This is a genomic window from Stenotrophomonas sp. Marseille-Q4652 (assembly GCF_916618915.1).
Classification (GTDB): domain Bacteria; phylum Pseudomonadota; class Gammaproteobacteria; order Xanthomonadales; family Xanthomonadaceae; genus Stenotrophomonas.
Map to the genome: position 1 here is coordinate 1,265,208 of NZ_CAKAKE010000001.1, position 22,979 is coordinate 1,288,186.

At 65.1% G+C, this 22,979-nt stretch carries 22 protein-coding genes and 1 pseudogene; 7 read left to right on the plus strand and 16 right to left on the minus strand.

The features are described from left to right. Positions 1–21: 21 nt before the first annotated feature. Positions 22–372, minus strand: a complete 351-nt coding sequence (locus LG380_RS05850) for a DUF2958 domain-containing protein (RefSeq protein WP_114482147.1) — start codon at positions 370–372, stop codon at positions 22–24. A 243-nt stretch (positions 373–615) separates the two neighbouring features. Here LG380_RS05850 and LG380_RS05855 point away from each other — a divergent pair, with 243 nt between their 5' ends. From LG380_RS05855 to LG380_RS05865, 3 genes are all read left to right on the plus strand, one after another. Further along, positions 616–906: a helix-turn-helix transcriptional regulator gene (locus tag LG380_RS05855; protein WP_114482148.1), complete on the plus strand. Its 291-nt coding sequence runs from the start codon at positions 616–618 to the stop codon at positions 904–906. 89 nt (positions 907–995) lie between these two features. Continuing rightward, a complete protein-coding gene (locus tag LG380_RS05860; protein WP_114482149.1) occupies positions 996–1,367 on the plus strand; it encodes a TIR domain-containing protein in 372 nt (123 codons plus the stop codon). 18 nt (positions 1,368–1,385) lie between these two features. Beyond that, the gene (locus LG380_RS05865; protein WP_114482150.1) at positions 1,386–2,360 is read left to right on the plus strand and encodes a caspase family protein; all 975 of its coding nucleotides are present in this window, start codon (positions 1,386–1,388) and stop codon (positions 2,358–2,360) included. Positions 2,361–2,446: 86 nt separating this feature from the next. Here the strand turns inward: LG380_RS05865 and LG380_RS05870 are convergent, their stop codons facing one another. Beyond that, on the minus strand, positions 2,447–2,761 hold the full coding sequence (locus LG380_RS05870; protein WP_225766464.1) for a DUF736 domain-containing protein: 315 nt from the start codon (positions 2,759–2,761) through the stop codon (positions 2,447–2,449). Positions 2,762–3,581: 820 nt separating this feature from the next. Between LG380_RS05870 and LG380_RS05875 the strand changes: the two genes are divergently transcribed. Next, entirely contained in the window at positions 3,582–3,884 is a 303-nt protein-coding gene (locus LG380_RS05875) for a PadR family transcriptional regulator (RefSeq protein ID WP_027457582.1), read from the plus strand. Then, positions 3,881–5,110, plus strand: a complete 1,230-nt coding sequence (chrA, locus tag LG380_RS05880; RefSeq protein ID WP_225763994.1) for a chromate efflux transporter — start codon at positions 3,881–3,883, stop codon at positions 5,108–5,110. Before LG380_RS05875 ends, chrA begins: the two co-directional genes overlap by 4 nt. A gap of 284 nt (positions 5,111–5,394) precedes the next feature. Here chrA and LG380_RS05885 read toward each other — a convergent pair. From LG380_RS05885 to LG380_RS05895, 3 genes and pseudogenes are all read right to left on the minus strand, one after another. Beyond that, positions 5,395–5,606: pseudogene (locus LG380_RS05885) on the minus strand (hypothetical protein). A gap of 62 nt (positions 5,607–5,668) precedes the next feature. Continuing rightward, positions 5,669–7,729: a ParB/RepB/Spo0J family partition protein gene (locus LG380_RS05890; protein ID WP_043371610.1), complete on the minus strand. Its 2,061-nt coding sequence runs from the start codon at positions 7,727–7,729 to the stop codon at positions 5,669–5,671. Positions 7,730–7,807: 78 nt separating this feature from the next. Then, entirely contained in the window at positions 7,808–8,632 is an 825-nt protein-coding gene (locus LG380_RS05895; protein ID WP_225763995.1) for a DUF932 domain-containing protein, read from the minus strand. Positions 8,633–9,158: 526 nt separating this feature from the next. Between LG380_RS05895 and LG380_RS05900 the strand changes: the two genes are divergently transcribed. Next, complete coding sequence (locus tag LG380_RS05900; RefSeq protein ID WP_047289089.1) at positions 9,159–9,827, plus strand: hypothetical protein; 669 nt, start codon at positions 9,159–9,161, stop codon at positions 9,825–9,827. A 29-nt stretch (positions 9,828–9,856) separates the two neighbouring features. Here the strand turns inward: LG380_RS05900 and LG380_RS05905 are convergent, their stop codons facing one another. Further along, a complete protein-coding gene (locus LG380_RS05905) occupies positions 9,857–10,207 on the minus strand; it encodes a DUF2958 domain-containing protein (protein ID WP_047289092.1) in 351 nt (116 codons plus the stop codon). Positions 10,208–10,484: 277 nt separating this feature from the next. Further along, a complete protein-coding gene (gene radC, locus LG380_RS05910) occupies positions 10,485–10,994 on the minus strand; it encodes a DNA repair protein RadC (protein WP_047289094.1) in 510 nt (169 codons plus the stop codon). Between the two features lie 424 nt (positions 10,995–11,418). Here radC and LG380_RS05915 point away from each other — a divergent pair, with 424 nt between their 5' ends. Next, entirely contained in the window at positions 11,419–11,796 is a 378-nt protein-coding gene (locus tag LG380_RS05915; RefSeq protein ID WP_047289095.1) for an AlpA family phage regulatory protein, read from the plus strand. Positions 11,797–11,812: 16 nt separating this feature from the next. Here the strand turns inward: LG380_RS05915 and LG380_RS05920 are convergent, their stop codons facing one another. The 9 genes from LG380_RS05920 to der form a co-directional block, all read right to left on the minus strand. Continuing rightward, positions 11,813–12,337, minus strand: coding sequence for a DNA-binding protein (locus tag LG380_RS05920; RefSeq protein WP_047289096.1), 525 nt, complete (start codon positions 12,335–12,337; stop codon positions 11,813–11,815). 4 nt (positions 12,338–12,341) lie between these two features. Further along, complete coding sequence (locus tag LG380_RS05925; protein ID WP_047289098.1) at positions 12,342–12,617, minus strand: hypothetical protein; 276 nt, start codon at positions 12,615–12,617, stop codon at positions 12,342–12,344. A 60-nt stretch (positions 12,618–12,677) separates the two neighbouring features. After that, a complete protein-coding gene (locus tag LG380_RS05930) occupies positions 12,678–13,934 on the minus strand; it encodes a tyrosine-type recombinase/integrase (protein ID WP_047289100.1) in 1,257 nt (418 codons plus the stop codon). 310 nt (positions 13,935–14,244) lie between these two features. After that, positions 14,245–15,810 (minus strand): glutamine-hydrolyzing GMP synthase, encoded by a 1,566-nt coding sequence (gene guaA, locus LG380_RS05935; RefSeq protein ID WP_225763996.1) that lies wholly within the window; start codon positions 15,808–15,810, stop codon positions 14,245–14,247. Positions 15,811–15,894: 84 nt separating this feature from the next. Further along, complete coding sequence (gene guaB, locus LG380_RS05940; protein WP_225763997.1) at positions 15,895–17,352, minus strand: IMP dehydrogenase; 1,458 nt, start codon at positions 17,350–17,352, stop codon at positions 15,895–15,897. A gap of 108 nt (positions 17,353–17,460) precedes the next feature. Then, positions 17,461–18,342, minus strand: coding sequence for a bifunctional methylenetetrahydrofolate dehydrogenase/methenyltetrahydrofolate cyclohydrolase FolD (gene folD / locus LG380_RS05945; RefSeq protein WP_225763998.1), 882 nt, complete (start codon positions 18,340–18,342; stop codon positions 17,461–17,463). 42 nt (positions 18,343–18,384) lie between these two features. Continuing rightward, positions 18,385–20,244 carry a monovalent cation:proton antiporter-2 (CPA2) family protein gene (locus LG380_RS05950; protein WP_225763999.1) on the minus strand — a complete coding sequence of 620 codons (1,860 nt, stop codon included), beginning with the start codon at positions 20,242–20,244 and terminating at the stop codon, positions 18,385–18,387. A gap of 69 nt (positions 20,245–20,313) precedes the next feature. After that, positions 20,314–21,450, minus strand: a complete 1,137-nt coding sequence (gene moeB, locus LG380_RS05955) for a molybdopterin-synthase adenylyltransferase MoeB (protein ID WP_225764000.1) — start codon at positions 21,448–21,450, stop codon at positions 20,314–20,316. A 130-nt stretch (positions 21,451–21,580) separates the two neighbouring features. Next, complete coding sequence (der, locus tag LG380_RS05960; protein WP_225764001.1) at positions 21,581–22,978, minus strand: ribosome biogenesis GTPase Der; 1,398 nt, start codon at positions 22,976–22,978, stop codon at positions 21,581–21,583. Between the last annotated feature and the right edge of the window lies 1 nt (position 22,979).

Sequence of the window (22,979 nt, forward strand, 5' to 3'; positions counted from 1 at the left end):
AAAAGTCACAGTAGGCCGTATTCAGTCCGGGATAGCCCCGTCGCGCTCGGCCAGCCGGGTGTATTCCGCAAGGGTGCGCACTGGCCGAAAATAGAGGTCGCGCAGCACGGGTCGTTTGAGCGGCCCGACGATGCCGGCCAGGTCGGACAGCTTCACTGTTCCCAGCTCCGGCATCCCCAGCCCGAGGTCGATCAGGCCGTAGGCCGTATCGCCGTCCGCAGGATCGAGCGCGGCCAGCAGCCAGATGAGGTGCGCGTCAGGGGTGAACAGCCGCACCACAGGCACAGGGTCGATGGCCCGGCCAGCGGCGCGGGCCTCGCCGTTGGCGAGCAGTTGCGCGCGCTCCGGGACGGTGGCAAGTGGCTGGGGCATGGTCGGCAATCCCACAAATCCAATGATGCACGGATGCGGTTTCACGCCGAAGCGCAGAACCGCCACACCGGATTTACGCCTTCGTGCGCAAGCACGGATGCGGTTCCATGGCTCTACAGGAACCCGCCGATGCGGATTTCTGTAAAGACACGAAAGCGGAGGGCGGCACCTAGTGAACACTATAGATTGTAGCCCTATAGAGCGCAATAGGTTGTCATCTTGGTTTTTGAAGGGAAACCATAGGTGGCGGCTCGGTACTCATTGGCAAAGGCGTTGAAGACGGTCAGGAAGGCGCGTGGCTTGAGCCAGGAAGCCTTCTCTGACGTGTCCAGCCGCACCTATATGAGCACCCTCGAACGCGACCTCAAAAGCCCGACCTTGAACAAGCTGGCCGAGCTGTGCGAGGTGATGGGTGTGCATCCGCTGACGCTGCTGACGCTGGCCTACATCGGCGACAGCCCACACAAGGCCGAGGAGCTGCTGGCGCAGGTGCGTCGGGAACTAGATGAAGTCGGCGACCCTGGCCAAGCGTAGCCCCCGGTCTGAGGCAAAAAACTTCTGTTACATTCGATTCGCAACATGCGAGAGAAGTTTCCCAAACCATTTCAATGAGAGGAGATCACATGGCAGATAAGAAAGTTATTTTTGTTGCATTCGCAATTGAAGACGAAAGGCAAAGAGACTTCTTGAAAGGCCAATCACTCCTTACGAACTCGCCATTTGAGTATATAGACATGTCCGTCAAGGAAGCCTATGCGTCGGAGTGGAAGGAAAAAGTCCGCACTCGCATTCGCCGATCAGACGGCGTGATTGCTCTCATTAGCAAAAACTCCCTGACATCAAGCGGGCAAAAATGGGAGATTGCGTGCGCGCGAGAAGAAGGAAAAAGGGTACTAGGCATCTGGGCCTACACCGATGATCGAACCAGAATTGAAGGCGTTAACACTGTTGTGTGGACGTGGGATGCCATCAAAAACTTTATCAATGGTCTTTGATACGTAAGGAGTGATGTCGTGCGTATAGCTCTTATAGTCGGCATCAATCACTACGAGCATGGTGGCTCTCTGTATGGATGCGTTGATGACGCCCACGCCGTGCAAGCTGTCCTGGCCCGGCATGGCGATGGGTCAGTCAACTTCGATTGCAAGATGTTCACTGGCACTGGCCCAACGGATCGCGTTGATCGGGCTTTGTTAAAAGATCGAGTAGAGGAGCTTTTCAAGGCGCAGGCTGATATTGCGCTATTTTACTTCGCCGGCCATGGGCACATTGAAGCAACGGGTGGATATCTACTTGCAACCGACTCTCGCCGTGGTGACGAAGGGGTATCGCTCTCCGAAGTTCTCACCGTGGCCAATAAATCTCCGGCTCGAAACAAGATAATCATTCTTGATAGTTGCCACTCAGGTATCGCCGGGACTCCCCCTGCCGCTGGGGAACTTGCCAGTCTATCTGAAGGATTGACTATTCTTACCGCCTCGGCTGCCGATCAGTATGCGACGGAAGAAAATGGCAGAGGAGTATTTACAACACTGTTAGTAGATGCGCTTCACGGTGGAGCAGCTAATCTCACTGGTGATATCACTCCAGGCAGTATTTACGCGCACGTTGACCAATCTTTGGGAGCCTGGGAGCAGCGTCCTATTTTCAAGACCAACGTTAGGCAGTTCGTTTCGCTTAGAAAAGTCAACCCACCCATCTCCCTTGACGATCTTCGGCGTATAACGGAATTTTTCCCTCAACGAGGCTATGAATATAAACTCGACCCCACATTTGAGCCGGAGTTGAAGGGAAGAGATCCGGACATGCCTCCCCCAAATCCAGAAAACACAAGAAAGTTCGCGCTGCTGCAACGATACAACCGCCTGAATCTGGTTGTACCCGTGGATGCGCCGCATATGTGGCACGCCGCAATGCAAAGTAAGACCTGCAAACTCACAGTGCTCGGCGAGCACTACCGCCGCCTTGTGGAAAAGCAACGCCTCTAGCAGGTTCAACTCAGTCTACGTCACTATGGCCACAGATCGATCCTTGGAAGGATGCGCCCCGCCGCAATAGCGGGGCGCTGCGGCGGTCACACCGCCTGGGGCTTGCTGCGCGACCAGATCAGGTCGTGCGTGCCGTTCTCGCCTTCGATCAGGCGCGCATAGACCGGTGCCGGAAACGAAGGATCGTCGAGGGTCACGGACAGGTAATCCCGCCCGGCCTCGCTGGTCTTCTTCCACGCCGCGCCGATGTCGTGACTGGCGGCCTGCAAGCGGAAGTCCGGGGCTTTCTCGTTGTCCCCCTTGTCGTTGGGAACCAGCTTGACCTTGACGTTGAGCGTCAGAGTGCGAAGCGTGCCGGTGAAGCCGTCTTTGTCTGCGGTGAAGGTGCCGATGTTGGCCATGATGTTTTCTCCTTTCGGTTGAACAAGGTTCGCGCCCATCGCGTCCTTGTTGTGATCCGGCCGGCGGGGGACGGGCTGGCTGCACCGCTTGCGGTCGCAACGCAGTGGAGAACCGGGAGGTGAAAAGAATTTGCTGCGCGAGGAAGCCGCGTAGCGGCGGGGAAATTGTTTTCGCTGGACGGTTGCAGCCATGAAGCCCGAGGCGCAGCCGTGCCCCCGCCAGGATTCACAACGAGACAAGGACTCCTTGGGCCGAACCGCTCCGAAAGGAGATGGGGCCGACTCGGCATCCCGCCCGAAGGCTTCTCCGGCTTGCCCACTAACGCGGGCCAGGTCAACCACCCGACGACAGGCGAGAACACTCCTGCCGCACCTTGCGGCGCCGCTCTTGAGGCGTGGCGTGGAAGCTCCATAGCGATGCCGGGCGGGTTGTCCGTGAACCGTCCTTCGTGACGTGATAGGCAGGAACCGCCAGCGTTGAGGACAGCACGCAACCGTGCAACCTGCCGCAGCAAGCGCCAGCGTGTTGGCCAGCGCCCCGTCCATCGTGGCGGGGCGCTGGCCAAGTCGATCCGGCGCAGCCGGTTCGGCGGCATCGAGGGGCGCCAAGCTGCTGCGGCGGGATAGCCCGCAGGGCTTTCCCCTGGAGGCAAGCGAAGCGCGCAGCGCCGTAGGCGCGAAGGCGTGAGCAACTGTCTTGAAAGTCAGACCTCCCAAGCGCGGCCGACCAGATTCGCCTTCTCGGAATGACTGCGAGTCGTGATAATATCGAATTTCGTTATCGTTATTCGATATGGAAGAAAAGCCGATACCCCACGCAATGGAGCACCACGATCTTTTGTCGGGGCTGATCCGCCTGCACGTCCTGCACCACGCGGCCGAGCAGGAGATCTACGGGCAGTGGATGATCGACGAGCTGGCCCACCACGGCTACCGTCTCTCTCCCGGAACGCTGTACCCGATGCTGCACAAGATGGAGCGAGACGGCTACCTCGTATCGCGCCAGGAGCGCGAGGGGCGAACCGTGCGCAAGCTCTACACGATCACGCCCAAGGGCAAGGAAGGCTTGGCGCTGGCCAAGGAACGCATCCGGGAGTTCACCGGGGAGGCGATGCATAAATGACTGATTCCACCAACACCTTGCAGCATGAGGCCGCAGCCGCGCGCGGCTCACCCGTCGAAGTCTTCGGCGCCTTCCTCAAGCTGGGGCTGACCTCCTTCGGCGGGCCGATCGCGCATCTAGGCTACTTCCGCTCGGAGTTCGTCGAACGCCGCCGCTGGCTGGATGACCGCAGCTATTCCGACCTGGTGGCCTTGTGCCAGTTCCTGCCGGGGCCGGCCAGCAGCCAGGTCGGCATGGCGCTGGGGCTGGGCCGCGCGGGTTGGCCGGGATTACTGGCGGCCTGGGCGGGGTTCACCCTGCCATCGGCCATTGCGCTGATCCTGTTTGCCTTTGGCATCGCCCAGGACCAGGGACTGGCCCAGTCAGGTTGGGTGCATGGGCTCAAGGTCGTCGCCGTGGCCATCGTTGCACAAGCCGTCTGGGGCATGGCCAAGTCGCTGTGCACAGATCGGCCGCGCGCTGCCCTGGCCATTCTGGCGGCGCTGCTGACCATGATTCTTCCCTCGGCGATGGGACAAATCGCCGCCATCGCGATAGCGGGATTGCTGGGCTGGTGGGGATTGAAGATCGCGCAGCCTGGCGGTGGCCATGCCCATAGCTACCCAGTCTCGCGCACGCTGGGCGTCGTGGCACTGCTGCTGTTTGCCGCACCGCTCGCCCTGCTGCCCCTGTGGGCGGCCGCCACGGGCTCGTCCACGATCGCGCTGTTGGAAGGGGTGTACCGCTCGGGTGCATTGGTCTTCGGTGGTGGACACGTCGTGCTGCCGCTGCTGCAGGCCTCGGTGGTGCCCAGCGGCGTCGTGAGCAACGCCGACTTCCTGGCCGGCTACGGTGCGGCGCAGGCCGTGCCGGGGCCACTGTTCACGTTCTCGGCCTACCTCGGCGCGGTCGCTCACGGTCCGCTGCATGGCTGGATCGGCGGGCTGGCGCTCTTGGGCACCATCTTCCTTCCAGCCTTCTTCATGTTGGTTGGCGCGCTACCGTTCTGGGCAGGGCTGCGCCACCGCGCGGGCATCCAGACGACCATGGCCGGCATCAATGCCGGTGTGGTCGGCATTCTGGTGTCCGCCCTGTACGACCCGGTGTGGACGAGTGCCATCCACGGCAAGGCGGATTTTGGGCTAGCGTTGCTCTCGTTCGGGATGCTGACGGTCGGGCGGGTGCCGCCTGCGCTCGTGGTTCTGCTGGCCGGTCTGGCAGGCTGGGTTATGGCGATGAGTATCTGAAGCCCATCCAATGCAGCGGCAGGCCGAAAGCCCGGCGGCGCCTTGCGCCCACAAGCCCAGGCCGTTCCAGATTTCCAAGCGGGGAAAGCGGACATGCTCTGATGAAATGGGTGCGGCCCACGCTGCGGGGTATGCACGCGGCAAGCCGAAAACTGCTGGTGATTCCCGCGCACGGCGGGTGCTTCGGCTGTTGACCTTGAACACCGGGCGCGGCCACTGCCGCGCCCGGATTTTCGTTTCACCGCGCCCAGGGCGGAACGGACTGGGCGCGGTGCTGATCGCGGTTATTCCTTCGTCTCGATGAGCCACCACACGGCGCGCGGCAAGGCGCGGCCCGTGATGGGATGAATATCGCGGTGAGGTCGGCGCATGCCGTCCAGCCCGAAGGCGGGCAGCAGCCGCGCACGTCGCCTGCGCCGTGCCAGCGGCGGGCGCGTACCGTGCCGAGGGCGTAGATCGCCGCCACGCGCGGGCGGCTGCTGGTAATGCGAGTCATGGGGACTTCTCCTTGCAGCGAAGCGCCCCGGTCGAGGCCGGGGCGCTCGCCTTCGGCGCGGGTCAAGCGGCCAGCGCCTCGGCGGGTTCATCCGCCATTGCTTCGGCATCCTCCGGGGCGTCCTGCTCCGGGCCGGCCTCCTGCGCGGTGTCCTGCGGGCCTTCGGCCTTGAAGATGGCAGGCATCCAGCCCGTGCCATCGGCCAGCCGCTCGGCCTCGCTGGCAATGTCGGCCTTCTTGAGTTTCGCCAGCCGGGTGACGGATTCCGGTGCAAACGCGCCCACGGCATCCAGAATCACGGCCTTGGAAACGTGCTTGAAGTAGCCTTCTGCGGTCGGCTTCCACCATGCGGCCATGTCGAGGCCCACGGCCTGCGCCAGTTCCGCGCCGGGCTGGTACGTCGTGGCGCGAGGCGTCACCACGTCCACCGTAGAGGCCACGCATACGGCCAGCAGCCGCACCAGTTCGTCTTGCGACTTCGCCAGCAGCACGGCGAACAGTTCGGCGCTGTCCTCCGGCAAGGCTTCACCGGCCACCTGTTGCAGTTCGCGCAGCGCCACGGCGGCGGGCGATTCCGGCCAGTCCGGGGCCATGCCTTCCAGCCGGTCTTGCGCCGTGAGGCGCACGCCGAGCGGCAGGCCATCGCCATAGGCGTCGGGATGCAAGACGGTCTGCACCATGCCATGCACCAGCGCGGCCAGCGCGACGTGCGGATGCCGGGCGACTTCGATTTGCAGCGCCGCCGTGCGGTGGGCGCTCAACCGCTGCGCCAGCCGGTCGGACAGGCTCGCGGCTTTGGGCGCGTCGTCGGCGTCCTCGTGCTCGTCGTTGGCGGCTTCGCCTTCGGCACTGCCGAAACCGCGCCGCAGCTTTTCAAGCGTGCGCAGCGCCTTCGCCTCGGCTTCGCGCAGCAGGCCGCGATGAATGACGGCCTCGCCGCTGCGGTCGATGGTGACGATGGCACCGGCCACCTCGCGCACTTCGGGGGCATAGCCTTGTAAGGCGTCCTCCGCGTCTTGCAGTTCCCCGACCACCTGATCGCGCCGCTGTTCCAGTTTCTCGGCCTTGGCCTCGTCCTCGCTGCTTTCAACTTGGCAGGCTTCTTCCAGTTCGGCTTCGATCTTTTCGAGGCGGGTTTCCAGCGAGGCGATGCGGCGAGCCTCGCGGCTGGTCGGCTCGCGGCGGTGGCGCGGGGCGTTCTGGAACGCCTGCCGTTCCTCGTAGGCCAGATGCGGCACGGCCTCCACCCATGCCCATCCCTCGGCGCGCACGTCCTCGGCCAGCATTGCCAGCTTGTCGCGCACCAGCGTTTCCAGCACTGCGGTATCGGTGAGGTAGGTTCCGGCATCGCCTTCTGCGAACAGGTCGCGGCGGATGCCGCCGCCTGCCTGCCGGTAGGCGTCCAGCCCGACGAAGCGCACCAGCGCGTGCGCGGCGTCGATTTCGCGCTCGGTCAGGCGCTCGCGCAGCTTGGACGGGCTGCGCTGCCATTCCGGCGCACCATAGAACGCGGCTTCCTGCGCGGTGTGGTCGTCGGTGATGGTCAAGGCCATCAACTGTTCCAGCGTCGCGGCTCCGGCGCGGTAATCGGCCAGCAGGCGCGGCGAGACGTTCGCCAGCTTCAAGCGGCGCTGCACCACCAGCGGGGACACGCCGAAGTCTGCGGCAATGTCCTCCACCGAGCGGCCTTCCTTGACCAGCGCGGCGAAGGCCGCGAACTGGTCGGCGGGGTGCATGTTCTCGCGCTGCACGTTCTCCGCGAGGCTGACGGTGCGGGCGGACGCATCGGCCACCAGCAGGCACGGCACTTCGTAGTCGGCGGGGATGCGCTTCTTCTTCGCCAGCAGCTTCAAGGCGGTCAGGCGACGGTCGCCTGCGACGACTTCGTATTGCTCGCCATCGGCGGCGAGGATGACGATCAGGTTTTGCAGCAGGCCGATGCGGGCAATGCTCGCGGCCAGTTCGGGGATGGATTGGCGCGGGGTCGTGCGGACGTTGCGCTTGGAGCGGCGCGGCAACAACTGCGAGAGGGGGACCAAGATCAGGTTCTTGGTCGGGTCGGCCACTTCCAGCGGTGCGGCGGCTTCGATGGCGACGGCTTCGGTTTTGAGTACGGCGTTCATGGTGATAACTCCTTGCGGTTGGGGTGCAGCAGCGAGAGAAGCGGCAAGGGCTGCTGCCTGCCCCTGCCGCGTGGGGATTCAGGCTTTCAACTGGCGCAGGCCATCGGCCAGCAGCCACAGGGAGCGGTTCAGGCGCACGTTTTGATCAATGCCTTGAACGGGGCGGGTTTGCTGGCGGCGTCCGTTGGCGCTTCGCCCGGACAGTCCGCCCTTGGTCAAGTTCTCCTGCGTGCGGTTGAACACACTCCACAGGTCGCGGCGGTCGTCGTCATGGCGGCGCGGCATCAGGATTTGCGATTCCGTGATGGGCGCGGGCTTGTCCTCGTCGTACTTCAACGCCAGCGCAGCGCGGGCGAACACTTCCGATTCCCCGGCGTCCAGCGTGATCGCGCGCATGGCATCGCGCGATTCCTGCGCCCGGTCGAAGCCGTGCAGGACTTCGTAAGCGCCTTCGATCACCTGCGCCGCCACGTCGCCCTTGTGCGGTACGCGCACGTCGGCCACGGTGTCACCGCAGACAAGGCCATTGCTGCAAACAAAGCGGAACATCCCGGCCAGCATCTGATAGCTGCTGGTGCCGTCATGGGAGTTCAGCAGGATGATTTCGTTGGCCTCGCGGCCGTTGATCTGGCTGGCGTGGCGCAGCCGGATCATGTGCTTGGTGTAGTCACGGCGGTCGTCGTGGCGCACGCGGGTTTGCGTCACCATGAAAGGCTCGAAGCCTTCCCCGCGCAGTTCTTGCAGCACGGTGGCGGTGGGGATGTAGCTGTACCGCTCGGAGCGGCTTTCGTGCGGGGCTTCCGCGTAGATGGACGGGGCCACGGCCCGGATTTGGTCATCGGACAAGGGACGTTCCGAACGCAGCACCGGGGAACGGGAAGCGAAGCGGGATGCGAGTTGCATGGCATTTCTCCTGACAAAGAAAAAAGGGTTTGCTGTTCACACCGCACACCGGATTCCTAGATTCGGAGCCCAGCCTTTCGGCTGTTTGGTGCGGTCGGCACGAGGAACCCGGTTGGCCCTGTTGCCACCGTCTTTCCTGAGTTCATCGCCCGCGACGGTCAGGAGCGCGCGGACGGGGGCCGTCAAGGAGGCAAGCGCAGGGTGGGTGCGGCCCGCAGGCGCAGCCGAGGACACGGCCCTGCGCGCCTTGACGGCACACGGGAGCGGGCTACGGTCGCGGGTAAGGTGATGAAGTCAGGGGAGACGGCTGGACAAGGCAACGGCCATCCCTGTGTGCCGACCGCACGCAAGCGAAGCGCGCAGGCCCGAAGCTGGAAGCCGGGCCGTAGGCGTCAGCCGAGCGGAGCGAGGGAACGATGGAAGCCCGTCAGGGGCGAGACGCCGCAGGCGGCTCGATGCGAAGCACGACAGCGCGACCGGCCATGTCTGCTTGGCCGGGGACGCACAACCGTCCTACCATCCCTCTATGGAAGAAACCATCCTCAACAACGACGACCCTTTGGAGCACATGCTTCACCGCTCCAATGCCTTGCACGAACGGCTGGATGAATTGCTGGGCAATGCCGAGTTCGATGGATCGCCCCGTGGCGAATCAGCCCTCGGCATGTGCTTGGTGGCTATGGAACATGCGGCGGCAATGCGAGCGTTGATGTCGCTGCGACTGCCCACGTCTGCCGTCGGCCTCATGCGCCTGCAGTTCGAGGCCCTGACACGGGCAATGTGGCTGCTCTACGCAGCTAGCGACGCAGCGATCGACAAGTTGCTGGCGCCACTGACGCAGCAGAGCGAACAGGCAGCCAAGAACTTGCCTGGCGCCAGCGAAATGATTGAGCAGATCGGCAAGCGAGTCGGACAAGGCGCGCCGGCAGCCGCGCACCAGATGCTGTTGCACTTCAAGGATGTGACCTGGCACGGCATGAACTCATTCGTGCATGGCGGCATTCATCCGCTGCGGCGTAGTGCCGACGGCTTCCCGGTCGATCTTGCGCTGCAAGTGCTGCGCAGCTCGAACGGTCTGACGACCATGACCGGCATGACGATGGCTGTCCTCACCGGCGATGAAGCCGTGGCCAAGCCGGTGAGCAAGATCCAGCCGGCATTCGCCGACTGCCTGCCGGATCTGCTGAGACCTTGAACGGGGCTTCTTGCGACGCCCCTCGCAAATCATTGGACGATTCGCCCGGCCAGGCGCGCATCACGCGCATAGGCGCTCAACCGCTTTTCGGCCCGGAAAGACAGGTCACGTTCGATTGGCAGGCCCAGCCCGCCGCGCACGGTCGCCAGTTCGCCCAGGCTAACCCAGCCGATTTCCGGCATCCCCAGGCCCAGGTCGCAAAGACCAAAGGCGTGGTCGTGGTCGTCGGGATCAATCTCGGTCAGCAGCCAGGTCGCGCCGGCATCCGGCGTGAACAGCTTGACCACGGGCGCCGGATCGAAGTCCGGGTTCTCCAGTGATTTGCGGCCATTGGCCAGCAGCACGACGCGCTGCTCGTCAGTGATGAGTGCGTTGTTCATGGTGAACTCCTGAAAGGTTGCCGGGCGGAGTTGCCCGACCCTTCCGGGGCACGGCGCAGCGCAAGCAGTCAGGGGTCAACGACGGCCGCCAGGACGCAAGCGCCATCGGCGCGCAGCCCTTGACGGCGAGCACGCCGTGGCACGATGAAGGGAACAGCAAGACCGCCTCCCTTGCACCTTCACGTTCCCCGGTTCTCGGCAAGCGAAGCGCGCAGGCCCGCGCGGGCCGGAGTTGCGCCACCGGACGCAGCAAAAAAGGGGGCCGAAGCCCCCTTGGTCAGATCAGGCCGCGTTCGGCGAATGATGTGGTGTTGCCGCCCGCGACGATGATGTGATCCAGAATGCGAACGTCCACAAGTGCCAGCGCCTCCTTGAGCCGCTGGGTCAGTGCTCTGTCGGCCGCGCTCGGCTCAGGATTCCCGCTCGGGTGGTTGTGCGAAACGATGACCGCCGCCGCATTGAGCCGCAGCGCCTGCTTGACCACTTCGCGCGGATACACCGATGCGCTATCGATGGTGCCTCGAAACATCTCGGCATATTCGATCAAGCAATGGTGCGTATCCAGGAACAGCACGGCGAACACCTCGTGCTCGAACCCAGCCAGCTTGGCGCGCAGGTACTCCTTGACCGCCACCGGCGAACTGAATGACGCACCGCGCTGCATCTTGTGCTCGATAGCCTGGCGCGCGGCCTCCAGAATCTGGTCAGTCGTCGCCAGCAGGTAGCGGCCCTGCGCATCACGCACCATCAGTGAGGTATCGAACGAGGAAAAAGACAGTTGCGACATGATCGTGCTCCGGTTGCTCGGGCGGAATTGCCCGGAACCGTCGCCAGCACGGCGCAGCGCAAGCAGTCAGGGGTCGCAGACGGCCGCCAGGACGCAAGCGCGCACAAGCGCGCGCCGCCCTTGACGGCGAGGACGCCGTGATATGGTGAAGGGAACAGCAAGACCGCCCACACCCCGCCCACTGCACACACCCGCCGTTGAGCAAGCGCAGCGCGCAGGCACGGATCAACGAGCCGGGCCGAAGGCGTCAGGGATCAAAGCCGAATGGCCGCGATTCGGCACGAAGCGCGGGGCACAGCCCGCGAGCCCGACGGCGGCACGCCGGGACGCAACATCCAAATACCACATCGAACCCGCTCCACTACGCCGCAGCAAGTTGTCCCGATAGGTATTGAACTTCACCATGTCTCCATGCAGCAGAACCATGGAGTCCGAGGTGGAACAGCTATCGCAAGCCCCCAATACCGCCGGCACCGATGTCGGCCTCCCCTTGCCAGGCACGGATGCCTACGAGGCTTTGCCGCAATTTCCAAAGCGCAGTGTCCTTCCCTTTCGTCGCACCATTCGCCGGCAGGAACTGCGGCAGATCGTTCCCCTCGCCGAAACGACGATCTACGAAATGGAGCGTCGCGGTGAGTTCCCACGCCGCTTCAACCTGACGCCACGCTGCGTCGTATGGGACTTGGCAGACGTGGAAGCCTGGGTCGAAGAACGAAAGCAGGCTCCGCGCACCGGCGTATCGAAACCGGATGTCCACCTACGAAAAACCCGCCCTGTCCGGGCGGGTTCGAGCGAGGCATAAGGCCAAACAGCGGCGCTCACCCAATCAAAGCCTCCAGTGCCTTGGATGTCGAGCGCGGCAATCGCCGCCCCTCCTTCGCCACGTTGACCTGCAAGGCCACCCGCGCCACCTCAAACACGTCTTTGGCCAGCGAGTAGCTGCCCTTGGCCTGCAACCACGCCAATACGTCCACCAAATGCCAGATCGACGCGCTGCCTTCATGCACCGGCGCCGGAAAGCTGCCCGGATGCGCCAGCATCAGCTTGCGCATGTTCTGCCGCGACACGCCAACAATGTCGGCCACGTCAGTCAGACCCACCAGATCCGGCGCTACTTCGATCAATCGCGCGGTCGGCGCGGCGCAGCGCACATCGGCCAGCGCGCTACGCACGGCCTCGTCCGCATCCGCTGCCTCGCGGGTGAATTCCAACGCCAACCGACCCGGCTGTCCAATGCCGACCAAGGCATCGTCGCAGCCGGCTTCGCCCAGGCGCTCCACCAGTGCATCCGCATCGCGGTCGTCGGCGGCGAGCTGATATTTCAGAGTGAAGGTGTATTCCATCGCGCTACTCCGTGGCACCATTGTCAGCGTCGCGCTGCGACCGGTGTGTAGTGCAGTTATCCACGACGCGCCGCAAGGCGCGCGCGTGGTTGCCGGGATTTTTCGGCGTGCTCCATACGCTGGTGATGCAGAACTCGCCGCAGCGACATTCTTCATCGTTGTAAGGGCAATACATCCGCCCCCAAGCGTGGCTGCCGCCGACTTCGACGCGCCAGCCCTGCCCTTCGGCGTGCCTGAGAGCTTCCTCGACCTCTTTCTTCGGATGAGGGGAACGAGCCATCGATGATCTCCAGTATGGGGATGATTGGCTTGGTTGTCAAGTGACAACCAAGCCACTGTTTCAGGCTATCGCGCTTAACGCCGGCACCACCACGTTCGCCGGCAACAGCTTCGGCACATAGGTCTGCCCACCGCCCCAGGCATCGACAAGGTTGGCCCACTCTTGCAGCATGTGGCGCCGCTGCTCGGCGTACTCGGCCTTGTTGTAAACCGAGCGCGAGGAACGCCCGTCCTCGTGCGCCAGGCACTTCTCGATCCAGTCGCGGTTGAAGCCGATTTCGTTCAACAGCGTCGAGCCGGTGCGGCGCAGGTCATGGACGGTGAAGGGTTGGAGCGGCAGCCCCTTGGTCTTTGCCGCCTCCACCACGAGCCCCGTGACGCGATTCAAAGTGGCGTTGGACATGCACCGCTCTGCGTCATAGCGAGACGGAAAAACGAACCTTGATCCCGCCGCGCAGGCGTGCAACGTCACGAAGATGTCGAGCGTCTGGCGCGAGAGATAGACCACGTGCGGGTTGCGCCCCTTCATCCGCTGCTTGGGAATCGTCCAGGTCTTGCTTTCGAAATCGACCTCATTCCAGGTGGCGTGGATCAGTTCGCTCTTGCGTACCAGCGTCAGCAGGATCAAGCGCAGCGCCAGCTTGATGGTCGGATAGGTCGCCACCGATTCCATCTGCTGCATGAACAGCCGAATCTCCAGCGGCGACAAGGCGCGATCTTTCGGCACAAAGGTGGCGATCGAGGCCGCGCCCACGCTGTCGGCGGGGTTGTCCACCTTCTCACCGTGGGCGATGGCGTAGATGTAGACCTGCTTCACGATATCCCGAATCTGTACCGCCGTGGCCGGCGCCCCACGCTCCTTGACCTTGTTGCACAAGGCCCGCAGGTCTTCGGCCTGGATTTCGGTCAGCAGGCGGTTTTGGAAGACCGGCAGGATGTCCCGGTCGATGATGTGCTTGCGCATGGCGCGGGTGCTGTCGGCCAGCCTTGCGTTGGCCAGCCACGTCTCCATCGCCGCGCCGAAGGTCTTGATGGCGACCACCCGGCGTTTCTCACGCTGCTTTTCCAGCGCGGGCGAGACACCCTTGAGAACGGCTTTGCGCGCGTCCAGCAGCAGTTCGCGCGCCATTGCCAGCGAGATGCCACCTGGACCATAGCGTCCGAGGGTCAGCGTCTCGCGGCGGCCGTGGAGCCGGTAGTCGTAGCGGAACGTGATCGTTCCGCCAGGCGATACCGTCACGTACATCCCGTCTCGGTCAGAAGCCTTATAAATCTTGGACTTAGGTTTGAAATTGCGTAGTGCAGCGTCGGTCAGCATCGAGGTTTCCTCCGGCATGTGACGGATTTACCGTCAGGTTTTACCGTCAGGGACCTGGAGACCTGCTGATGCCCGGAAAGCCCCATGAAACAAGCTTTCCCGAGAAGGCTTTTACCGTCAAAGACGGTAAAAGTCTGAATAGTGAACGAGAGTGTCTTAATCCGGCCTCGATTTTTACCGTCAGCTCTACCGTCAACTTTTTCTGCTGGCCGGCGATAGCTACCGATAGCTGCCGTGACGTATTTCTTTCAATATCAACACATTACGTTGGTTTCTCGATAGCTGGCGATAGCCCTCGAAGGACGTAAATTCACTCCCACTCGATCGTCGCCGGCGGCTTGCCGGAGATGTCGTAGACCACTCGGGAGACACCGCGCAGCTCGTTGATGATGCGGTTGGACACGGTGCCGAGGAAGTCGTACGGCAGGTGCGCCCAGTGCGCGGTCATGAAGTCGATGGTCTCCACCGCGCGCAGCGCGATGACCCACTCGTACGCACGCGCATCGCCAACCACGCCGACCGACTTCACCGGCAGGAACACCGCAAACGCCTGACTGGTCCTGTCGTACAGGTCGGCCTTGCGCAGCTCCTCGATGAAGATCGCATCGGCGCGGGCCAGCAGTTCGGCGTACTCGCGCTTGACCTCGCCGAGGATGCGCACGCCCAGGCCCGGGCCGGGGAACGGATGGCGGTAGACCATTGACCGCGGCAGGCCGAGCTCGACACCGAGGCGGCGCACCTCGTCCTTGAACAGCTCGCGCAGCGGCTCGACCAGGCCCAGCTTCATGTGCTCGGGCAGGCCGCCGACGTTGTGGTGGCTCTTGATCACGTGGGCCTTGCCGGTCTTGGAACCAGCCGACTCGATCACGTCCGGGTAGATCGTGCCCTGCGCCAGCCACTTGGCGTTGGACAGCTTGTTCGACTCCTCGTCGAAGATCTCCACGAACAGGTTGCCGATGATCTTGCGCTTGGCTTCCGGATCGGCCACGCCTTCGAGCGCCTTGAAATAGCGGTCGGCGGCGTTGACGCGGATGACCTTGACGCCCATGTGCTCGGCGAACATCGCCATCACCTGGTCACCTTCCTGCCAGCGCAGCAGGCCGGTGTCGACGAACACGCAGGTCAGCTTGTCGCCGATGGCCTTGTGCAGCAGCGCCGCGACCACCGAGGAATCGACGCCGCCGGACAGGCCCAGGATCACCTCGTCATCGCCGACCTGCTCGCGCACGCGGGCGATCTGGTCGTCGATGATGTTGGCTGCTGTCCACAGCGTGGCGCAGCCGCAGATGTCGACCACGAAGCGGCGCAGCAGCGCCTGGCCCTGCAGGGTGTGGGTCACTTCCGGGTGGAACTGCACGCCGTACCAGCGCTTGTCCTCGTTGGACATGGCCGCGACCGGGATGCGGTCGGTGGTGGCGGTAATGGTGAAGCCCGGCGGCACTTCGGCAACGTGGTCGCCGTGGCTCATCCACACGTCCAGGCGCGGCTCGCCGCCGTGGTCGCTCAGCCCGCGGAACAGCGCATCGGGGGCGATCACGTTCACCTCGGCATGGCCGAACTCACGCTGGTCGGCGGCCTCGGTGGCGCCGCCCAGCTGCGCGGCCAGGGTCTGCATGCCGTAGCAGATGCCCAGGATCGGCAGGCCGCTGTCGAACACTTCCTGCGGCGCTGCCGGGGCGCCCGGCAGCGTGGTCGATTCCGGGCCGCCGGACAGGATGATGCCCTTGGCACCGAACGCGGCGATCTCGGACGGGTCGTGGTCCCATGCCCAGATTTCGCAGTACACGCCGATTTCGCGGATGCGGCGGGCGATCAGCTGGGTGTACTGCGCGCCGAAATCGAGGATGAGGATCTTGTCGTTGTGGATGTTGGTCATGACGGCAATGGCCCGGTACTGCAGGAATGATGGATAAAAAAGAAGGGAAACGCAGGCGTTTCCCTTCTTGGTCCGGCGGGTGGATCAGCCGGCACGATAGTTCGGCGGTTCCTTCATGATCTGCACGTCATGGACGTGGCTCTCACGCTGGCCGGCACCGGAGATCTTGACGAACTTCGGCTTGGTGCGCATTTCCTCGATGGTCGCGCAGCCGACGTAACCCATGGTCGCGCGCAGGCCACCCACCAGCTGGTGGATGATGCCGCCGACCGGGCCGCGGTACGGCACGCGGCCTTCGATGCCCTCGGGCACCAGCTTGTCGGCGCTGGAGGCATCCTGGAAGTAGCGGTCCTTGGACCCCTTCTCCATCGCCGCCAGCGAGCCCATGCCGCGGTAGCTCTTGTACGAGCGGCCCTGGAACAGCTCGGTCTCGCCCGGCGATTCCTCGGTACCGGCCAGCAGGCCGCCGATCATCACGGTCGAGGCACCGGCTGCGAAGGCCTTGCCCAGGTCACCGGAGTAGCGGATGCCGCCATCGGCGATCAGCGGGATGCGTTCCTGCAGCGCCTCGGCCACCAGGTCGATGGCGGTGATCTGCGGCACGCCGACACCGGCGACCACGCGCGTGGTGCAGATCGAGCCGGGGCCGATACCGACCTTGACCGCGTCGGCGCCCGCATCGAGCAGGGCCAGCGCGGCATCGCCGGTGCAGATGTTGCCGCCGATGACCTGCACGTCCGGGAAGTTCTTCTTCACCCACGCCACGCGGTCCAGCACGCCCTGCGAATGGCCGTGGGCGGTGTCGACCACCACCACGTCCACGCCGGCGGCGACCAGCGCTTCGACGCGCTGGTCGGTATCGCCGCCCACGCCGACCGCGGCACCGACCAGCAGGCGGGTCGAGGCGTCCTTGGCGGCGTTCGGGTTGTCGGTCTTCTTCTGGATGTCCTTGACCGTGATCAGGCCGCGCAGGGCGAAGTCGTCGTTGACGACCAGCACCTTCTCGATGCGGTTCCTGTGCAGCAGCTGCAGCACCTCATCGGCACCGGCGCCTTCCTTGACCGTGATCAGGCGATCCTTCTTGGTCATGATGTGGCGGACCGGATCATCCAGCTCGGTCTCGAAGCGCATGTCGCGGTGGGTGACGATGCCCACCAGCTGGCCGCCATCGACCACCGGCACGCCGGAGATGTTGCTGGCGCGGGTCAGTGCCAGCACCTCGCGGATGGTGGTTTCCGGGCCGACCGTGATCGGGTCGCGGATCACGCCGGACTCGAACTTCTTGACCTTGGCCACTTCGGCGGCCTGCTGCTCCACGGTCAGGTTCTTGTGGATGATGCCGATGCCGCCGAGCTGGGCCATGGCGATGGCCAGGCGCGCTTCGGTCACGGTGTCCATCGCCGCCGAGACAATCGGCAGTTTCAGGCGCAGGTTGCGGGTGAGCCGCGATTCCAGGTTCACGTCCTTGGGCAGGACGATGGAATGGGCGGGGACGAGGGAGACGTCGTCGTAAGTGAGTGCTTCAGCCTGGATGCGCAGCATCGGCGTGCCCGTTATGTGGGGAAGCGCGACATTTTACCCCTAAACGCCCGCCGCGGCACCCTCGGGAGGCGGGCCGCGGGCAAAGCTGTGTTCCGCGTTGGCGGCGGCTCAGCCGAGCGCCTCGGCCGCTTCCAGTGTGTTCTGCATCAGGGTGGCCACGGTCATAGGCCCTACGCCACCGGGGACCGGGGTGATCCAGCTGGCGCGCTGGGCGGCGGCATCGAAGCCGACATCGCCAACCAGGCGGCCGTCATCGAGGCGGTTGATGCCGACGTCGATCACCACCGCGCCGGGCTTGACCCACTCGCCCGGGATCAGCCCCGGCCGGCCCACGGCCACCACCAGGATGTCGGCATTGCGCACGGCCTGTTCCAGCACGTCCGCCGGGGTGAACTTGTGGCAGCTGGTGACCGTGCAGCCGGCGATCAGCAGCTCCAGGCCCATCGGGCGGCCGACGTGGTTGCTGACGCCGACGATGGTGGCGTTGCGACCGCGCACCGGCTGGTCGGTATGGCTGAGCAGAGTGACGATGCCACGCGGCGTGCACGGCCGCAGGCCGAACTCGCGCAGCGCCAGGTGGCCGACGTTTTCCGGATGGAAACCATCCACATCCTTGCGCGGGTCGATACGCTGGATCAGCCGGCGCGCGTCGGGGATGCCCGGCAGCGGCAGCTGGATCAGGATGCCGTGGATCTTCGGGTCGGCGTTGAGCTGGTCGATCAGCGCCAGCAGCTCGTCCTCGGTGGTGCCCGCCGGCAGGTCGTAGTCATGCGCCTCGATGCCGACCTTCTCGGCCGCGCGGCGCTTGTTGCGCACGTACACGGTCGAGGCCGGATCGGCACCCACCAGCACCACGGCCAGGCCGGGGCGACTGCCACCAGCGGCCACGCGCGCGTCCACCCTTACCTTCAGGCTGTCGAGCAGGTCCTCGGCAATGCGGCGGCCATCGAGGATGCGTGCGGAACGGGAGTCGGAAGCAGGAGTGTTCATCGGAGGCAGGTGCGGGGGCGATGGACGCACATTGTCCCCGATTCAGCTCGCGCCGCCACCTGTCCCGCGATCGGAGCCCTTCCCCGCAGCCGGCACATCCTGCGGATTGAGCGTGCGTGCCGGGCGCCGCGGCGGGGTGAGCGGCGTCGGCGTCGGCACGTCCTTGCCGTCATTGCCGAACACCATGCGCGCACCGGCCATCATGCCCTCGGCCATTTCCAGTTCAAAGCGCTCGGCATCGCGGCGGCGGATCTGCTCGGCGATATCGCGCGCCTCGTCCTGCTGCACGCCCAGCTCCATCAGCGCGGCCTGGCCAAACGCCAGCGCCGACTCGAAGGTCTCGCGCACCTGGTAGTCGACCCCGGCGTGGATCAGTTCCAGCGCGTGCTCGCGGTCGTACGAACGCACCAGCACGGCGGCCTGCGGGAACTGCGTGCGCACCAGCTCGACGATGCGGTTGCTGGCGTCGCGGTCGTCCACGCACACCGCGATCGCCCGCGCCGAGCCGGCACCGGAAGCGCGCAGCACGTCCAGCCGGGTGCCGTCGCCGTAGTAGATGCGGAAGCCGAACCGTGCGGCGCTGTGGATCATCTCCACGTCGCTGTCGATGATGGTCACGTCCACGTCGCGCGCCAGCAGCGACTGACTGGCAACCTGGCCGAAACGACCAAAGCCGATCAGCAGCACGCTGCCATCCAGCCCCTCGGCCTTCTCCACCCCGTCGAGGTTGACCGTGGGCGTTGCAGCCAGGCGCCGGTGCAGCAGTACCACCAGGGGCGTCAGTGCCATCGACAGCACCACCACCGCGGTGAGGTTGGCATTGACCGGCTGGTCAATGACGCCGGCGGCCGCCGCCGCGGAGAACAGCACGAAGGCGAACTCGCCGCCCTGGGCCATCAACACGCCGCGGTCCAGCGCCTCGGCGTGGGTGCTCCCCATCAGCCGGGCCACGGCGTAGATGCAGGCGGCCTTGGCCGCCATCAGCGCCACCACCATGCCGAGGATCAGCGGCCAGTTCGCCGCCACCACGGGCAGGTCCAGCGTCATGCCGACACTGAGGAAGAAAAGGCCCAGCAGGATGCCGCGGAACGGTTCGATGTCCGCTTCGATCTGGTGGCGGAAGGTGGACTCGCTCAGCAGCACACCGGCCAGGAAGGCGCCCATCGCCATCGACAGGCCGCTGAGCTGCATCAGCAGCGCCGCGCCCAGCACCACCAGCAACGCCGCGGCGGTCATCACCTCGCGCGCCTTGGCGGCGGCCAGGATGCGGAACATCGGATTGAGCAGGAAGCGGCCCACCAGCACCAGGCCAACGATCGCCCCGACGCCGATGGCGGCCGGGACCCAGCGCGAGCCGTCCCCGGCTGCCGGCATGCTCGGGGCCATGAACGCGACAAGCGCCAGCAGCGGCACGATCAGCAGATCCTCGAACAACAGGATGGAGACGATCTTCTGCCCGTTCGGCAGTGCGATGTCACCGCGCTCGGCCAGCAGCTGCATCACCACCGCGGTGGAGGTCAGCACGAAGCCGGTGGCGCCGATGAAGGCCACCTGCCACGGCAGGCCGAACAATCGCGCGATCACCGTCAGCACAACGGCGCAGGTGGCGATCTGCAACGTACCCAGGCCGAAGATCTGGCCGCGCAGGCTCCACAGGTGCGAGGGCCGCATCTCCAGTCCGATCAGGAACAGGAACATCACCACGCCGAGCTCGGCGGTATGCAGGATCGCCTGGGGATCGGAAAACCACGCCAGCCCGAACGGGCCGATGGCCAGGCCCGCGGCGAAATAGCCCAGCACCGAGCCCAGGCCGAGCCTGCGGAACAGCGGCACCATGACCACCGCCGCGCCCAGCAGGGCCACCACCTTCACCAGCTCACTGGTCGCCGTTTCAACCGCCATCGCCTGCCTCCCGGACCCTTGGACCACCCACGATAGGACAAGCCCGGCGCCCGGCCCAGCCGGTCCGGCTCAGCCAGCACGGCAGAACGCCGCGTAATCGATGTAACCGGGGAAATCGCGCCCCGGCGCGCAGAGCGGACATCCCGGATCCGGATGGATGCGGGTTTCGCGGAACCTCGCGGTGAGCGCGTCGAAACGCAGCAGGCGCCCGACCAGTGGCTCACCGATGCCCAGCAGCAGCTTCAACACCTCGGTGGCCTGCATCACACCCGCCAGCCCGGGCAGCACGCCGAGCACGCCGGCTTCGGCACAGTTGGGCGCGAACTCCGGCGGCGGCGGTTCCGGGAACAGGCAGCGGTAGCAGGGCGCCACGCCACGGTGGCGGCCGGCATCGAACACGGAGACCTGCCCGTCGAAGCGTTCGATTGCCGCGTACACCAGCGGCTTTGCATGCTTGATGCAGGCATCGTTGAGCAGGTAGCGCAGCGGAAAGTTGTCCGAGCCGTCCAGCACCACGTCCACACCTTCGACCAGCGCATCGACGTTGGCCGAGCTTACCCGCTCGGCCACGGTTTCCACCTCGATGCCGGGGTTGAGGGCGAGCAGGCGTTCGCGCGCCGAGTCGACCTTGAGCGTGCCGATGCTGGCCTCGGTGTGCACCACCTGCCGCTGCAGGTTGCTGCGCTCGACGCGGTCATCGTCGGCAATGCGCAGGTGCCCCACCCCGGCCGCGGCCAGGTACAGCGCCGCTGGCGATCCCAGTCCCCCGGCACCCAGCAGCAGCACCCGCGAGCGCTGTAGCCTGCGCTGGCCCGCTTCACCAACGTGCGGCAGCAGCAGGTGGCGCGAATAGCGGTCGAAGAAATCCCTGTCCTCCGCACTCTGCACCGGCTGCACCAGCGGCAGGCCCTGCTGCCGCCATGCCACCGTGCCACCGGCCACCGAGGCGACCTGTGTGTAGCCGGCTTCGCGCAGCGCCTTGGCCGCGTCCAGCGAACGTCGGCCGCTCTGGCATATCAGCAGGATCTCCTGCCCGCGATGCGGGAGGTGGTCGGCCGGCGCGGCCTGCAGCTCGCCCTTGGCCACGCCACGCGCGCCTTCGGCCATGCCGCTGGCGCGCTCGTGGGCCTCGCGCACGTCGACCAGCACGGCGCCATGGGCCAGCCGTTCGCGGGCCTGTTCGGGGGTCAGCTCGGGGATATCCATGGCGGCATTATCGTCCAAGCTCCTGCCGGCCCGTTGCGCTGCAGCCCGACACTGCGTTGCAGCCGCAGCTGGCCGGGCCCAGACACAGAAAAGCCGGGCAAGCCCGGCTTTTCTACAATGCACGCAGGCCTTACTTGCGCTTGACGTGCTTCATCAGGCGGCGCTTGGCCTTGATCTGCCGCTCGGTCAGCGGGTTCTTCTTGCCCTCGTAGGGGTTTGCACCCTCGCGGAACAGGAAGTTCACCGGCGTGCCGATGAGCTTGAAGCGCTTGCGGAAGAAGTTCTCCAGATAGCGCTTGTACGAGTCCGGCAGTTCCTTGAGGCGGGTGCCGTGCACGATGAAGGTCGGCGGATTGGATCCGCCCGGGTGCACGTAGCGCAGCTTGGAAACATGCCCGCGAACGGACGGCGGCGGATTGCTCTCCACGGCCACTTCCAGGGTCTTGTTGACCTCGGCGGTGGAGAATTCCTTCGTCGCCGAGGCATGGGCGCGGTGGATGGCGGCAAACAGCTCGCGCATGCCCGAACCATGGGTCGCGGAAATGCGCACAGCCTCGGCCCACGGCACGAACGGGAACTTCAGGGTCAGCATGGTCTCGGCCTGCTCGCGCTCGTAGTCGGTGCGCCCATCCCACTTGTTCAGCGCGATCACCAGCGCCTTGCCCGCATCGAGCACGGCGCCGAGCACGGTGGCGTCCTGGTCGGTGACGCCCTCGGAGGCATCGAGCATCAGCACCGCGACCTGGGTGTACTCGATCGACTGCATGGTCTTGAAGACGGAAAACTTCTCCACCGCCTCGTCCACGCGCGAGCGCCGGCGCAGGCCGGCGGTGTCGATCAGTCGGTACTTCCTGCCATCACGCTCCAGGTCCACGGCGATCGAGTCGCGGGTGGTGCCGGGCACGTCGGAGGCGATCATGCGCTCCTCGCCCAGCAGGCGGTTGACCAGGGTCGACTTGCCCACGTTCGGGCGGCCGACGAAGGCAATGCGGATGCGCTCGGGATCGTCGTCCAGGGTCTCGGTCGTGCCTTCTTCGGGCAGCCGTGCGATGACCTCGTCCACGAGGTCGTCCAGGCCCTGACGGTGCGCCGCCGAGACCGTGAGCATCTCGCCGAAGCCGTAGCGGGCGAATTCCGCACGCACGGCCATCGAGTCGACACCATCGACCTTGTTGATCAGCAGCAGGGTCGGGCGCGACAGCTTGCGCAGCCAGGCCAGGATTTCATCGTCCAGCGCCGACGGGCCTTCGCGGCCATCGACGACGAACAGGATCAGGTCGGCTTCCGCGGCAGCGGCTCGGCTCTGGCGCGCGGTAGCACCGGCCAGGCCTTCTTCCTCACCGGCGATGCCGCCGGTATCCACGATCAGGAACGGGTTGTCGGCATCGAGCCGGCAGGTACCGTAATTGCGGTCACGGGTAACGCCCGGTTCGTCATGAACCAGGGCATCACGGGTGCGCGTGAGCGCATTGAACAGGGTGGACTTGCCGACATTCGGCCGTCCGACCAGGGCGACCAGAGGCAACATC

Excerpts from the sequence above, each read along its gene's own strand:
- LG380_RS05850 (WP_114482147.1), bottom strand. The coding sequence starts at position 372 with ATGCCCCAGCCACTTGCCACCGTCCCGGAGCGCGCGCAACTGCTCGCC.
- LG380_RS05860 (WP_114482149.1), top strand. The coding sequence starts at position 996 with ATGGCAGATAAGAAAGTTATTTTTGTTGCATTCGCAATTGAAGACGAA.
- LG380_RS05870 (WP_225766464.1), bottom strand. The coding sequence starts at position 2,761 with ATGGCCAACATCGGCACCTTCACCGCAGACAAAGACGGCTTCACCGGC.
- LG380_RS05875 (WP_027457582.1), top strand. The coding sequence starts at position 3,582 with ATGGAGCACCACGATCTTTTGTCGGGGCTGATCCGCCTGCACGTCCTG.
- chrA (WP_225763994.1), top strand. The coding sequence starts at position 3,881 with ATGACTGATTCCACCAACACCTTGCAGCATGAGGCCGCAGCCGCGCGC.
- LG380_RS05890 (WP_043371610.1), bottom strand. The coding sequence starts at position 7,729 with ATGAACGCCGTACTCAAAACCGAAGCCGTCGCCATCGAAGCCGCCGCA.
- LG380_RS05895 (WP_225763995.1), bottom strand. The coding sequence starts at position 8,632 with ATGCAACTCGCATCCCGCTTCGCTTCCCGTTCCCCGGTGCTGCGTTCG.
- LG380_RS05900 (WP_047289089.1), top strand. The coding sequence starts at position 9,159 with ATGGAAGAAACCATCCTCAACAACGACGACCCTTTGGAGCACATGCTT.
- LG380_RS05905 (WP_047289092.1), bottom strand. The coding sequence starts at position 10,207 with ATGAACAACGCACTCATCACTGACGAGCAGCGCGTCGTGCTGCTGGCC.
- radC (WP_047289094.1), bottom strand. The coding sequence starts at position 10,994 with ATGTCGCAACTGTCTTTTTCCTCGTTCGATACCTCACTGATGGTGCGT.
- LG380_RS05915 (WP_047289095.1), top strand. The coding sequence starts at position 11,419 with ATGGAGTCCGAGGTGGAACAGCTATCGCAAGCCCCCAATACCGCCGGC.
- LG380_RS05920 (WP_047289096.1), bottom strand. The coding sequence starts at position 12,337 with ATGGAATACACCTTCACTCTGAAATATCAGCTCGCCGCCGACGACCGC.
- LG380_RS05925 (WP_047289098.1), bottom strand. The coding sequence starts at position 12,617 with ATGGCTCGTTCCCCTCATCCGAAGAAAGAGGTCGAGGAAGCTCTCAGG.
- LG380_RS05930 (WP_047289100.1), bottom strand. The coding sequence starts at position 13,934 with ATGCTGACCGACGCTGCACTACGCAATTTCAAACCTAAGTCCAAGATT.
- guaA (WP_225763996.1), bottom strand. The coding sequence starts at position 15,810 with ATGACCAACATCCACAACGACAAGATCCTCATCCTCGATTTCGGCGCG.
- guaB (WP_225763997.1), bottom strand. The coding sequence starts at position 17,352 with ATGCTGCGCATCCAGGCTGAAGCACTCACTTACGACGACGTCTCCCTC.
- folD (WP_225763998.1), bottom strand. The coding sequence starts at position 18,342 with ATGAACACTCCTGCTTCCGACTCCCGTTCCGCACGCATCCTCGATGGC.
- LG380_RS05950 (WP_225763999.1), bottom strand. The coding sequence starts at position 20,244 with ATGGCGGTTGAAACGGCGACCAGTGAGCTGGTGAAGGTGGTGGCCCTG.
- moeB (WP_225764000.1), bottom strand. The coding sequence starts at position 21,450 with ATGGATATCCCCGAGCTGACCCCCGAACAGGCCCGCGAACGGCTGGCC.
- der (WP_225764001.1), bottom strand. The coding sequence starts at position 22,978 with ATGTTGCCTCTGGTCGCCCTGGTCGGACGGCCGAATGTCGGCAAGTCC.